General features: G+C 72.7%; 14 protein-coding genes. 7 read left to right on the plus strand and 7 right to left on the minus strand.

The genetic code is table 11. The features are described from left to right. Nucleotides 1-27: 27 nt before the first annotated feature. Both B2P18_RS17290 and B2P18_RS17295 read right to left on the minus strand, forming a co-directional pair. The gene (locus tag B2P18_RS17290; RefSeq protein ID WP_029211533.1) at nt 28-909 is read right to left on the minus strand and encodes an HpcH/HpaI aldolase/citrate lyase family protein; all 882 of its coding nucleotides are present in this window, start codon (nt 907-909) and stop codon (nt 28-30) included. Between the two features lie 6 nt (nt 910-915). Next, nucleotides 916-2,022 (minus strand): HpcH/HpaI aldolase/citrate lyase family protein, encoded by a 1,107-nt coding sequence (locus B2P18_RS17295; protein WP_286958513.1) that lies wholly within the window; start codon nt 2,020-2,022, stop codon nt 916-918. Nucleotides 2,023-2,207: 185 nt separating this feature from the next. On the opposite strand from B2P18_RS17295, the gene B2P18_RS17300 reads away from it, so the two are divergent. Next, a complete protein-coding gene (locus B2P18_RS17300) occupies nt 2,208-2,981 on the plus strand; it encodes a DsbA family protein (RefSeq protein WP_029211535.1) in 774 nt (257 codons plus the stop codon). Between the two features lie 9 nt (nt 2,982-2,990). Beyond that, nucleotides 2,991-3,830, plus strand: a complete 840-nt coding sequence (locus B2P18_RS17305) for a cytochrome c biogenesis CcdA family protein (protein ID WP_029211536.1) — start codon at nt 2,991-2,993, stop codon at nt 3,828-3,830. A gap of 18 nt (nt 3,831-3,848) precedes the next feature. On the opposite strand, the gene B2P18_RS17310 is transcribed toward B2P18_RS17305, so the two are convergent. Then, nucleotides 3,849-4,700 carry a LytR C-terminal domain-containing protein gene (locus B2P18_RS17310; protein WP_286961712.1) on the minus strand — a complete coding sequence of 284 codons (852 nt, stop codon included), beginning with the start codon at nt 4,698-4,700 and terminating at the stop codon, nt 3,849-3,851. Nucleotides 4,701-4,942: 242 nt separating this feature from the next. On the opposite strand from B2P18_RS17310, the gene B2P18_RS17315 reads away from it, so the two are divergent. Continuing rightward, nucleotides 4,943-5,854: a TolB family protein gene (locus tag B2P18_RS17315; RefSeq protein WP_286961713.1), complete on the plus strand. Its 912-nt coding sequence runs from the start codon at nt 4,943-4,945 to the stop codon at nt 5,852-5,854. Continuing rightward, nucleotides 5,851-6,318, plus strand: a complete 468-nt coding sequence (locus B2P18_RS17320) for an SRPBCC family protein (protein ID WP_286961714.1) — start codon at nt 5,851-5,853, stop codon at nt 6,316-6,318. The genes B2P18_RS17315 and B2P18_RS17320 overlap by 4 nt, the downstream gene beginning before the upstream one ends. A gap of 93 nt (nt 6,319-6,411) precedes the next feature. Here B2P18_RS17320 and B2P18_RS17325 read toward each other — a convergent pair whose 3' ends face one another. From B2P18_RS17325 to B2P18_RS17340, 4 genes are read right to left on the minus strand one after another with little or no spacing between them, the layout of a single operon-like run. Beyond that, nucleotides 6,412-6,876 (minus strand): hypothetical protein, encoded by a 465-nt coding sequence (locus B2P18_RS17325; RefSeq protein ID WP_286961715.1) that lies wholly within the window; start codon nt 6,874-6,876, stop codon nt 6,412-6,414. A gap of 56 nt (nt 6,877-6,932) precedes the next feature. Beyond that, complete coding sequence (locus tag B2P18_RS17330; protein ID WP_029211540.1) at nt 6,933-7,580, minus strand: histidine phosphatase family protein; 648 nt, start codon at nt 7,578-7,580, stop codon at nt 6,933-6,935. Nucleotides 7,581-7,627: 47 nt separating this feature from the next. Further along, on the minus strand, nt 7,628-8,677 hold the full coding sequence (locus B2P18_RS17335; RefSeq protein WP_286961716.1) for a lipoyl protein ligase domain-containing protein: 1,050 nt from the start codon (nt 8,675-8,677) through the stop codon (nt 7,628-7,630). Nucleotides 8,678-8,711: 34 nt separating this feature from the next. Continuing rightward, nucleotides 8,712-9,950: a helix-turn-helix domain-containing protein gene (locus B2P18_RS17340; protein ID WP_029211542.1), complete on the minus strand. Its 1,239-nt coding sequence runs from the start codon at nt 9,948-9,950 to the stop codon at nt 8,712-8,714. Nucleotides 9,951-10,100: 150 nt separating this feature from the next. Here B2P18_RS17340 and B2P18_RS17345 point away from each other — a divergent pair, with 150 nt between their 5' ends. The 3 genes from B2P18_RS17345 to B2P18_RS17355 are packed head-to-tail and all read left to right on the plus strand — an operon-like array spanning nt 10,101 to nt 12,362. Next, complete coding sequence (locus B2P18_RS17345; RefSeq protein ID WP_029211543.1) at nt 10,101-10,787, plus strand: AzlC family ABC transporter permease; 687 nt, start codon at nt 10,101-10,103, stop codon at nt 10,785-10,787. Next, a complete protein-coding gene (locus tag B2P18_RS17350) occupies nt 10,784-11,095 on the plus strand; it encodes an AzlD domain-containing protein (protein ID WP_029211544.1) in 312 nt (103 codons plus the stop codon). The genes B2P18_RS17345 and B2P18_RS17350 overlap by 4 nt, the downstream gene beginning before the upstream one ends. After that, nucleotides 11,037-12,362, plus strand: a complete 1,326-nt coding sequence (locus B2P18_RS17355; RefSeq protein ID WP_239264280.1) for an MFS transporter — start codon at nt 11,037-11,039, stop codon at nt 12,360-12,362. Before B2P18_RS17350 ends, B2P18_RS17355 begins: the two co-directional genes overlap by 59 nt. Nucleotides 12,363-12,579: the final 217 nt, after the last annotated feature.

Consider the following 12,579-nt stretch of genomic DNA (forward strand, 5'->3'; position numbering starts at 1 on the left):
ACGGCGGGGTCCGAGGTGCGCCGGGATCTAGGAGGCCTCAGCCTCCAGGGCGGTGATCGCCTCGTGCATGGTGAGCACGCGCTGGGCGGACTCGACGTGGAGGTTCTCGATCATCCTGCCGTTGTAGGTCACGACGCCGGAGCCTTGGCCGTCCTCCCACGCCTGCAGGATGCCGCGGGCGTCCTCGACCGCCTGCGACGACGGGGCGAAGGCCTCGTTGGCGCCGGCGACCTGACCGGGGTGGATGAGCGTCTTGCCGTCGAAGCCCAGCTGACGACCCTGCGCGCACTCCGCGAGGAAGCCCTCGGTGTCCTTGACGTCGTTGTAGACGCCGTCGAGGATCGCCTTGCCCGCGGCGCGTGCACCGAGCAGCGCGAGCCCGAGACCGGCCAGCAGCGGCTGGCGTCCGGGCACGTGCTCGGCATACAGCTCCTTGACCAGGTCGTTGGTGCCCATGACGAGCACGCTGAGCCGGTCGGACGCCGAGGCGATCTCCTCGACGCGCAGCATGGCCCCCGGGGTCTCGACCATGGCCCACAACGTGGTGCGGTCGGGTGCCCCGGCGTCCTCCATCGCCGCCACGAGCGTGCGGACCTCGTCGGCGGAGCCGACCTTGGGCACGACGATCGCGTCGGGCCCAGCAGCAGCGGCGGCGCGCAGGTCATCCTCGTGCCAGGGCATGCCGATGCCGTTGATGCGGATGGTCAGCTCGCGGCGGGCGTACTCCCCCGAGCGTGCCGCGGCACACGCGGCCTCGCGCGCAGCCTCCTTGGCGTCGGGAGCGACGGCGTCCTCCAGGTCGAGGATCAGCGCGTCGCACGGCAGGGTCTTGGCCTTGTCCAGCGCCCGCGCGTTGGAGGAGGGCATGTAGAGCACGGACCGGCGGGGGCGGAAGACGGTGTCAGCCATGGGATCTCACTTCTCCTGCTGGTCGGGTCCGCCGACGGACGCGGCGCGGGCTTCGTCGTACGCGCTCTTGAGGTCGGGGTCTATCGCCGCGAGCTGCTCGGCGAGCTCGACCATGACCAGGCACTGCTTGAGGGACGCGTCGTCCTCCATCTTGCCGTCGACCATGACCGCGCCCGTGCCGTCGCCCATGGCCTCCTTGACCTTGTAGGCGTGGGCGATGTCCTCGACCGACGGGCTGAACACGCGCCGCGCGATCTCGATCTGCTTGGGGTGCAGCGTCCAGGTGCCGACGCAGCCGAGCAGGAACGCGTTGCGGAACTGGTCCTCGCAGGCGACGACGTCGGTGATGTCGCCGAACGGCCCGTAGTAGGCGTAGATCCCGTGCATCGCGCAGGCGTCGACCATGCGCGCGATCGTGTAGTGCCACAGGTCCTGCTGGTAGGTGCTGCGGTCGGCGTCGACCTGCGAGGTGCCGTCGGCGCCGCGTGGCGGGTCCTGCCGGACGAGGTAGCCGGGGTGGCCGCCACCGACGCGCGTCGTCTTCATGCGGCGGTCGGCGGCGAGGTCGGCGGGGCCGAGGGAGATGCCCTGCATGCGCGGGGAGGCGCCGCAGATCTCCTCGACGTTGGCCATGCCGCGCGCGGTCTCGAGGATCGCGTGGACGAGGATCGGGCGCTGCAGCCCGGCCTTGGCCTCGAGCTGGGCGAGCAGCCGGTCGACGTAGTGGATGTCCTCGGCGCCCTGCACCTTGGGGATCATGACGACGTCGAGCCTGTCGCCGATCTCGGCCACGAGGGTGGTGATGTCGTCCAGGAACCATGGCGAGTCGAGGGCGTTGAGGCGCGTCCACAGCTGGGTCGGCCCGAAGTCCGTCGCCTTGCCGATGTCCACCAGGCCCTGGCGCGCGGCCTCCTTGTTGTCGGCCTTGACCGCGTCCTCGAGGTTGCCGAGCAGGACGTCGACCTGCCCCACCATCGCGGGGATCTTGGCGGCCATCTTGGCGTTGCTCGGGTCGAAGAAGTGGATCGCCCGCGAGGGTCGCGCGGGCACCTCCCGCAGGGGTGCGGGCGCCCCCACGGCGAGGGGGGCGAAGAAGTCCTTGGCGCTGCGCATGTCGCTCCTTGGCTGACGGCGTCGTCGGTCTGGCTCGGTCTCATCGCGGACGCTAGCAGCGAGGACCGACAGGCCGGTATGACGGACGCCACGCTGCCTCGCGGGGACGCCGCAGGAGGGGCGCCGCAGCCCCCAGAGCGCCGCCGCCTATCCTGTGGAGGATCTGTGCCACCCGGGAGGCCCTCTTGACCAGCCAGTCCAGCCCGCCGCGCCGCTCCGCCACGCGCAGCCGTGAGGTCGTCGTCCTGTCGGTCCTGCTCGTCGTCGCCGTCGTCATCATCGGCATGCTGCTCCTGCGTCCCCCGGCCCAGCAGGCAGCGGCCCCGGCCCAGCCGGGCGCCACGCAGCAGGCCGGCTCTCGGCCGGCGACGCCGTCCTCCCCCACCACCCAGGGCAAGGTCACCGACACGGCCCGCCGCATCCCCGGCGACCCGCTCGCCCTGGGCAAGGTCGACGCCCCGGTCGTGATGATCGAGTACGCCGACTACGCGTGCCCCTTCTGCGCGAAGTTCGCCCTGGAGACCCAGCCCGAGCTGGTCAAGAAGTACGTCGACGCCGGCGTGCTGCGCATCGAGTGGCACGACCTCGTGATCTTCGGCGACAAGTCGCAGCGGGCGGCCCAGGCCGCGCGGGCCGCGGGCGCGCAGGGCAGGTTCTGGCAGTTCCACCACGCGCTGTTCGCGGCCTCGCCCACCTCAGGTCACCCTGACCTCACCGACGACAGGCTCCTCGGCTTCGCCAGGACGGCGGGGGTGCGCGACCTCGCTGCCTTCCAGAAGGCCATGACGTCCTCCGCCGTCGAGGAGGCGGTGGGCCGCGAGACCCAGGTCGCCCGCCAGCTGGGCGCGACGAGCACGCCGGTCTTCGTGATCAACGGCACACCCGTGGTGGGGGCGCAGCCCGCAGAGGTCTTCACCCAGGTGATCGACCAGGCCGCGGCCGCCGCCCAGCAGGGCTGAGCCTCACCCGTGACCGGCATCGGACTGCTGGGCGCCCTCCTGGGCGGGCTGCTGTCCCTGGTCAGCCCCTGCTCGGCGCTGCTGCTCCCGTCCTTCTTCGCCCTCGCGTTCGAGCGTCCGGTGGTGCTGCTGCGCCGCGTCCTCGCGTTCTACCTCGGGTTGGTGCTCGTCCTCGCACCCCTCGGGGCTGGTGTCGGCGCGGTGGGCAGCCTGCTCACCGTCCACCGCACGACCGCCACCCGCGTCGGTGGCCTCGTCGTCATCGCCCTCGGCCTGCTCGTGGCGGCGGGCGGCGGCTTCGAGCTCGGGGCGGCCCAGCGCGCCAGGGGTCGCCTGCGCCTGGGGCCGGCCGGCTCCACCGTGTCGGTCCTGGCGCTCGGCGCGCTCTACGGCCTGTCGGGGTTCTGCTCCGGTCCCCTGCTCGGGTCCATCCTCACCATCTCGATGGCGGGCGGTTCCCCGGCATACGGCGCCCTGCTCATGGCCACCTATGCCGCCGGTATGACGATCCCCCTGGCCGTCCTCGCGCTGCTGTGGGACCGGGCGGGGCTGCGCGACCAGCGCTGGCTGCGGGGCCGCCCCGTCACGCTGGGGCCGCTGCGCACGCACACGACGAGCCTGCTGGCGGGCGGCGTCTTCGTGCTGATCGGCCTGACCTTCGTCCTCAGCGACGGGACGACGCTGCTGCCGGCGCTCACGGACAGCGGCACGCAGCTCGCGTGGCAGTCACGCGTCCAGGGCTGGCAGGCGCAGGTCACCGACCTGCACGTGCTCCTCGCCGTCGTGCTCGCGGCCGCCGTGGTCGTCGCGACGAGGCTCGTCCGCGACCGCAGCGACCAGGGCCGCTGACCTCAGCAGCCGCTGACCTCAGCTCGCGCAGGGGCGGGAGACCGTGGGCACGACCTTCGGCGGCTCCGGCGGGATCGCAGGGACCTGGTCCTGCGGGGTCAGGCCCTTCCACTTCATGCCGAGCAGCAGGTCGACCGAGGCGTCCTTGCGGTCGTCGCGCAGCAGGGTGCTGCCGGGCACGTGCTCCTGCACGAGCTTGGCGTTGAGGTCGCCGTTCTCGCCGTAGCGGATGACCGCGACCTCGGTGACCCAGGACTTCTGCGGGTCGGCGGAGACGCCGCCCTGCTTGAACCCGCGCCTCACCATGTCGTTCATGGTGTTGGTGGCGAGGTTCTCGTAGTAGGTCGTGTTGTAGACGTTGAGCGTGAACTGGCCGGGGCGGGCCGGCGGACGCGGCGGACGCGGGGCCAGCCCGCGGAAGTCCGTGCCGATCACGACGTCCACGACGGTGTCGAAGCGCTCGGGCAGCTCGACCATGCGGGCCCCCGGCACCTGCTGCTGGATGAGCAGCGCCTGGTCGTATCCCTTGCGCCCGTAGCGGATCTCGCCCTCCGGGGTCACCGCGCGCAGCTCGGTGTCGTTGCCCAGCCGACCGACCTTGAAGCCGCGCTTGCCGAGCTCGGCGTGGACCGGGCCGGCCACGCCGGGCTTGCCCGACGCGTTGAGGACGTTGGTCGCGAAGGACGCTCGGGCGGGTGCCGGCACCACGGTCGGCTGGCAGGTGTCCCGCTGGGGGGCGTCGAGCCAGCCCATGCCGGCGGCGCTGCCCACGCCGGCGGTGGCGATCAGCACGGCGGGGAAGGTCACGAAGGCCGTCACGCGACGACGGCGACGACGACGCATTCGCTCTGCATCGGTCAGCTGGTGCATGCCGTTGACCCCCCGGAGTCCCTCGGGACCGCTCGTCCATCCTGTGCGGACAGCGGTCGTGTGGTGTCACAGTGACGGGTGTGACAGGTCGATTGTCCTGCCGCCCGGGGGCCACGGAAGGCGCTCGGGCGCGGCGTGATCATTCCGTGTCCAACTCGTCACCTTCTGTCAATCTTAGGGGGTCTTCAGTGGGGTTCGTTCCACCTTTCGGCCGTCCGCTCCTGCCGGGTCAGCGCAGCGTCGTGTGGCTGCACGACGTCGTCGACGACACCCGTCGCGTCCTGCTCGAGAGCGACGAGCTCGTGCTGGAGGCGCCGAGCTTCGCGCCGGACGGGCGGCACCTGGTCGTCAACGCCGCCGGGCGCCTGCACGTGCTGCCGCTGACCCGGTCGTTGCGCCCCGACGGCCCGCTCGCCGAGGTCGACACGGGCTCGATCCGCAACGCCAACAACGACCATCTCGTCTCCCCCGACGGCCGCCACCACCTGCTCACCGCGGACGGCCACGTCTATCGCGTGCCCCGGCAGGGCGGGGAGCCGCAGCGGCTCACCCCCGACCCGGGCTCCGAGCCGCTGCGCTACTACCTGCACGGGCAGAGCCGGGACGGGCGGGTGCTCGGGCTGACCGTGCTGAGCGGCCGGCTGGGCAGCGGGGACGTCATACGGACCAATGTCGGGCTGCTGGACCTCGACTCGGGCGAGCTGACCCTGCTCACCGACACCACGGCCTGCGACGGCACCGAGCTCGGTCCCGGCGGGCCCGGCGAGGGCCACGACGACCGGGTGTGGTTCAACAGCGAGCTGCGCGCCACGCGACCCGGCCACTCCCAGGTCTATCGCGTCCGCCCCGACGGCACCGACCTCGAACAGCTCACCCACGACGAGCGGGTCAGCTGGTTCCCGCACCCGTCGCCGGACGGTCGCTGGCTGGCCTATCTCGCCTACGAGCCCGGGGTGGAGCAGCACCCCCCCAACCTGCCGGCCCAGATGCGGCTCCTCGACCTCGCCGACCCCCGCGTCGGCACCCCCGCGCTGCCCGTGCACGTCCTCGCCGACATCTTCGGCGGGCAGGGCGCCACCAACGTCAACGGCTGGGCGCCGGACTCGCGACACCTGGCGTATGTCGACCATCCCGTGGGTAAGGGGACCGCATGACTGACGACAAGAAGATCACCGTCCAGCGGACCATCGACGCGCCGGCCAAGGACATCTTCGAGGTCCTGACGCTGCCGTCGCGGCACGCCGAGCTCGACGGCTCGGGCTTCGTCCGCAGCGACTCCAAGACCGACCGCATCACCGCCACCGGCCAGGTGTTCACGATGAACATGCACGGCGACCACATGGGCGGCGACTACCAGACCGACAACCACGTCACGGGCTACCTCGACAACAAGCTCGTGGCCTGGCAGACCGCCCCCGCCGGCACCGAGCCCAAGGGCTGGGAGTGGATGTGGGAGCTCGAGCCCCAGGGCCAGGACAGCACCCTCGTGACGCTGACCTACGACTGGAGCAAGGTCACCGACAAGCAGCTCCTGCAGAAGATCCACTTCCCGCTGGTCCCGCAGCACGACCTCGAGGAGTCCCTCGAGAAGCTCGCGAGCGCCGTCTCCGGCGGCTGACCGAGCGGATCCTGCACGCGGATCCTGCACGCAGACGATCCCGTCGCCCTCCTCGGGCGGCGGGATCGTCTGCGTCTGGTGGCCGGTGCGCGCTCAGCCCTCGCGGCTGACCACCCGGGTGATCCGCAGGGGCTTGCCCTGCATGCAGGTCGTCATGACGCCCTTGGCCTCGTGCCCCTCGACGGTGACCCGGTCACCGACCTTGAGACCGCCGCCCATCGGCTGGTAGGTCTCACCGGTGGCCTGGTCGGTCAGGACGAGGCAGCGGGGCTCGACGCCCTCGGTGACGGCGCCGGTGACGGTGAGCGTCGCGGTGGGCTTGCCGTTGTCGGAGACGTCGGTCGTGGGGACGAGGGGCGAGGTCATGGTGCCTCCCGGGCTGGTGGTCGGTGCACTGGTGGTCGCTGTCGCGCTGGTGGTGGCGCTGGTCGAGGTCGACCGGCTGGTGGGGCCGCTCGTCGCCGGCGGCGAGCCCGTGTCGGCGCCGCAGGCGGTGAGGACGAGCGCGAGCAGCGCCGTGCCGACGGCAGCGGCGGCAGGGCGGGTGGTGGTCGTCATACCTCGTATGACGCCCCGCCGCAGGCGTGCGTTCCGGCGCGGCGCTCCCGCACCGGTCACGCCGTGGGGCCGTCGTTGGCCTCGTCGCCGGGCTGCTCGCCCCCGGCCGGGTCGCCCTCCCAGGTCAGGCAGGTCCACCCGAGGTCGGGCCCGCCCTCGAGCACGATCACGCCGGTGTTGCTGATGAGCCGGTCGGCCAGGAACTCGCCCGTCAGGTTGGCGCAGCGCATCGCGGTCCACAGCCGCAGCACCGCCCCGTGGCTGACCACGACGGGGCACTCGGCGCCGGAGTCCGCCACCTCCTCCACCGCCGCGTCGAACCGGCCGAGGACCTCGTGACCCGACTCGGCACCGGGCATCCCGGCGTCGAGGTCGCCGCGCGCCCAGGAGTAGAGGACCTCGAGATAGGTCCGGACCGCCTCGCGGTCGCCGCGCATCTCGACGTCGCCGGCGCTGATCTCGCGCAGGTCGTCGAGCTGGATCGGCGTGATCCCCCGCGCGGCCGCCAGCGGGGCCGCGGTCTGGTGGGTGCGCACGAGGCTGGAGACATAGATGGCGTCGACGGGCTCGTCGGCGAGCGCGGGGACGACGGCCTCCGCCTGCTCGCGCCCACGGTCGGTGAGGTCCGCCCCGGGGCGCGCCGTGTCCAGCAGGCCGTCGACGTTGGACGTGGTCTGCCCGTGGCGGACGAGGATGAGACGCATAGGTCGCACGGTACTGCCCCGACGTGACGTCGTGGCGTCGACCCCGGTCAGGGGATCCGGTGCGTCCACGCCGGCGTGCTGAACTTGGTCTCCACGAGCGTCGCGGCCGCGTCCAGCTCGGTCTGCGTGTAGGTCCGGCGCGTCACGGCATACCGGCTCTCGAAGGAGCGCAGGAAGGAGTCGATGATCTGCTCCCGCGGCAGCCCGGTCTGCGAACGCATCGGGTCGACGCGCTTGTTGGCGGAGCGAGTCCCCTTGTCCGACATCTTCTCCCGACCGATGCGCAGCACCTCGAGCATCTTGTCGGCGTCGATGTCGTAGGCCATCGTCACGTGGTGCAGCACGACCCCTCCGGCGAGCCGGCGCTGCGCGGCGCCCGCGATCTTGCCCTGGTCGGAGGCGATGTCGTTGATCGGCACGTAGCGTGCCCGGATGCCGAGCTCGGCCAGCGCGCCCATCACCCAGTCGTCGAGGAACTCGTAGGAGCGCTGGAAGCTCAGCCCCTCGACGAGCGAGGCCGGCACGACGAGGGAGTAGGTGATGCAGCTGCCCGGCTCCATGAACATCGCGCCGCCGCCCGTGATCCGCCGCACGACGTCGATCCCGTGCCGTCGGCGGCCCTCCTCGTCGATCTCGTTGCGGTAGGACTGGAAGCTGCCCATGACGACCAGCGGCCGGTCCCAGTCCCAGAAGCGCAGGCTCGGCCCGGCCTCGCCGCGAGCCACCTCGCCCGCCAGCACCTCGTCGAGCGCGACGTGCATGCGCGGGTCCAGCGTCACGGGCGCGATGAGGTCGAAGGTGTGGTCCTCCCAGCGGGAGGCGTGACCCAGCGCGCGTCGGACCGCGATGCCGACCGCCTCGGGCGAGAAGCCGATGAGCTGGGCGTCGTCGGGGAGCCGCGACGCGATCGACGCGGCGACGTCGTCCGCCCTGGCGTCGGCGGGGAGCCCCACCAGGGCGGCGTTGATGTCCTCGAGGGCCTCGTCGGGCTCGAGGAAGAAGTCCCCGGAGACGTGGGCCTCGCTGATCCTCCCGTCGACGGTCTCGAGCTCGACCGCGACCAGCTTGCCGCCTGGGACCTTGTACTCGCCTCGCATGATCCTCGACCCTACGCCGTGGCGGGCGCGGCGCTCAGGTCGTCGACACCTCGTCGTAGAGCTGCCAGGCCACCCGGGCCCCCTCGGCGTCGCCCGCCAGGGTCAGGTCGCGCGCCGCGGACAGGGCCTCGAGCGCCACCTCCTCCTGGTCGCCGGCGCTGCGCAGGGTCCGCGCCCGGTCGAGCCGCAGCCGCCCCCGCGCGAGCCCGGCCAGCCCCGGGAGCCGCAGCGCGTCGTCGAGCACCCGGCGCGCGTCCTCGTGCCGGTCGTGCTGCTCGTGCCACTGCGCCTCGGTGCGCGCGAGGTCGGCGAGCTCGTCGGTGCAGCCCAGCCAGGTCAGGTGCTGGCGGGCCAGGGTGATCAGCTCGGGCACGTCGTCGTCCACGCGGCGGCTCACCCGCATCCAGCACGTCGCGCCCACGAAGCGCGCCCAGTCGCGGTGGTCGACGTCGGGGTTGACCTCGGTCGCGGCGACCTTGTGCCACCGCAGCCCGTCCCGCACGTCGCCGCTCTCGAAGGCGTGCGTGCCGATGGTCCAGGCGACGAGCCCACCGAGGTGGGTGCCGGCGAGCCGGTGGTGCAGCGTCTCGAGCTCGACGAGCAGGCCGTCGCCGGGCAGGGCCTGCGTGGCCAGCGCCGCGATGACGGCCTCGGCGCGCAGGGCGGGGTCCCCGACGTCGGCGCTGGCCTCGAGCGCCCGGTGCGCGTGGTGGGTCGCCGAGGTGCGGTCGACCGCCCGCCGGCTCGTCTTGCTGGCCAGCGTGTGCGCCTCGGCCGCGAGCGCGGGCTGCGACTGCACCCAGGGGTGGGCCGTGAGGGCCGTGGCCGCGTCCGCCGCCGCCGTGTAGTCACCGATGTGCATCAGGGCCCTGACCTCGACGATCGTCATGGCCCACCACATCTCGGGCCGGTCGTGGCCCAGCGCCAGCTCCGCGGCGCGGCGGGCCTCGGCCGCGAGGTCCTCCGTCGACGAGCCGGACCGCATCCGCCCCACCCGTGACGCGAGGGCTGCCAGATCTGCCGTGGACACCTCGGGCACCTCCTCGTCGCGCCCCTGCCCCCAGGACTCCCCCGCCAGGTAGCCACGGGGCAGCTCCAGCCGCCGCTCGAACAGCGAGGTGAGCCGTGGCGTCGGCTCGCGACGACCCGCCTCGAGGTGGGACACATAGCTGATGGAGAGGTCCTGCCCGGCCAGCTCGCCCTGAGAAAGCCCGGCCTCGAGCCGAGCACGTCGCAACCGGCTCGCGAAGGACGTCTCGTCGGCGTCCGTCATGGCACCTCTCCGATCCGCGGATGGGCCGTTCGGGGCCCAGGGCTGTCAACCTCCTTGACACTAAGGTCAACGGCCGTCCGTGTCATCCCACGACACGGTCGCCGAGGGACCAGGCCGGTGCCGCTGTGCGAGGGTGCCGCCATGCCCACGATGACCCCCGCCGTGCGCATGGGGCTGTCCATCGCCGCCGCGACCGGGCTCTACGGCCTGTCCTTCGGCGCGCTGGGCGTCGGCGCGGGCCTGAGCATCTGGCAGACGTGCGCGCTGTCGCTGCTGATGTTCACCGGCGGGTCGCAGTTCGGGTTCATCGGGGTGGTCGGTGCGGGTGGCTCGACCGTGACGGCGCTGTCGACCGCCGCCCTGCTCGGTGTCCGCAACGCGCTGTACGGCATACAGATGAATGCCCTGCTCAAGCCCCCGTGGGCGCTGCGCCCCCTCCAGGCGCACGTCACGATCGACGAGTCCACCGCCACGGCCGTCGCCCAGGAGGGCGACCCCGACGAGACGCGGCGCGGGTTCTGGGCCGCCGGGCTCGGAACCTACGTCCTGTGGAACGCCTTCACGCTGGCCGGCGCGCTGCTCGGCGACGCGATCGGCGACCCGGGGACCTACGGGCTGGACGGGGCCGCGGTGGCGGGCTTCCTCGGGCTGCTGTGGCCACGCCTGCGACGCCGGGACGGGCGGGCGGTCGCGGTCGTCTGCGCGCTCGCCACCGTCCTCGCGACACCCGCCCTGCCCTCGGGGCTGCCGATCATCCTCGCCGCGGCCGTCGCGCTGATCATCGCCCTGGTGACCCGACGGGCCGTCGACGCGAGCGACGAGGGGGAGGCCGCGTGACCCTCACCGCCGCCGTCCTGCTCGCCGCCCTCGTCTGCTACCTCACCAAGCTGTCGGGCTATCTCGTGCCGAGCCACCACCTCGAGCACCCCCTCGTGGCCCGCATCGCCTCGACCATGACCGTCGGGCTGCTCGCGGCCCTCGTCGCCGCCAACACCGTCGTCACCGGCCGGGCGATCGTCCTCGACGCCCGCCTGGGCGCGCTCGCGGTGGCAGCGGTGGCCCTGTGGATGCGGCTACCCTTCATCGTTGTCGTCATCCTGGGCGCCGCCGCTGCCGCCCTCCTCCGCCACCTCGGGATCGGGTAGCCCTCTGTCGTCGTTCACCTCCGCCTACGGGATCCTCTTCCGGATCCCCGGGGCGCGCCGCTTCATGCTGTCCGCCTACCTCGCCCGCTTCGGCGCGGCCATGATGGGCGTCAGCATCATCGCCATGCTCTCCTCGCGCCGCGGGTCCTACGGCCTCGCCGGCGCCATCTCCTCGGTCGGCCTGGTCGGCATGGCCCTCGCCGGGCCGTCCATCGGGCGCCTCATCGACCGCCACGGCCAGCGGCGGGTCGCCCTGCCCCTCGGCCTCGTGTCGGTCGGGGCGCTCGGCATACTCCTCGTGGCCACCTGGCTCGGCGCACCCGTCTGGCTGCTGGTCCTCGCCAACCTCGGCAACGCCGTGATGCCACAGGTCGGCACCCTAGTCCGAGCCCGGTGGGCGCACCTGCTCGGCGGCGACGCCCGCGCGCTGCACACCGCCAACTCGTTCGAGCAGGTCGCCGAGGAGTCCTGCTTCATGCTCGGCCCCGCGCTCGGGGGCGCGCTCGCCACCCTGGCCTTCCCCGAGGCCGGGCTGCTCGTCGCGCTCGTGCTGTATGCCGTCGGCGTGGTCGGCCTCACGGTCCAGACCTCCACCGAGCCGCCGATCCACGCGGTGCACGAGCACCACGCCGGACGCGCCTGGCGGGCCCCGGGCCTGCTGCTGCTCGCCGTCACGCTGGCCCTCACCGGCGCGATCTTCGGATCGATGGACATCGTGGCGCTGGCGTTCGCGGAGGCGCACGACGCCAAGTCTTTCGGCGGGGTGGCGCTCGGCATGTTCGCCGGCGGCTCGCTGATCGGGTCCCTCGTGTATGGCGCCCTGCCCGTCACCGGGGCCATCGCCAGGCGCCTCCGCTGGGGCACGGCCGCGATGTTCGTGCTGCTGCTGCCGGTGCTGATGGTCGACCACGTGTGGACCTTCGCGGTGGTCGTGCTGATCGCGGGCGGCGCCATCGCCCCCACCCTGATCACCGCGACGATGCTGGCACAACGCCTCGTGCCGCCGTCGCAGATCAACGAGGGCATGACGATCGTCATGACGGGGCTGCTGATCGGGGTGTCGCTGGGGTCCTTCGCCGGCGGGACGGCGGTCGAGGCGCTGGGTGCGTCGCGGGCCTTCCTCGTGCCGTGCGGTGCGGCGATGGTGGCGTTCGTGCTGGCGCTGGTCGGCGGTGGCCGGGTGGCGCGGGCGGAGAAGCGCGCGCTGTCGCTGTGGGGGTCACCTGCGGCGGGCGGCCCCGAGGCTGCGGGGACCCCGCCGGCCTGAGCGCCGGGGTGGTGAGCGCCGGCCAACGTGGTGGGGCCAACGGGTGGAGAACGCCACCGTCATGGGTGGCCTTCTCCACCCGTTCGTCATGGCGGCGACCCGCGAGCTGCGTGCGAAGTGGTTTGCCGAGTCGCGCGCGGCACCTTGGCGCCCGAAACTGACCCGACGGGGCAGGTCGAACGTCCTCACGGCGTCCCAGGCGGCTGAAAGTGACCCG

This window comes from Arsenicicoccus sp. UBA2120 (assembly GCF_002330965.1).
In the GTDB taxonomy this organism is placed as follows: Bacteria; Actinomycetota; Actinomycetes; order Actinomycetales; family Dermatophilaceae; genus Arsenicicoccus; species Arsenicicoccus bolidensis.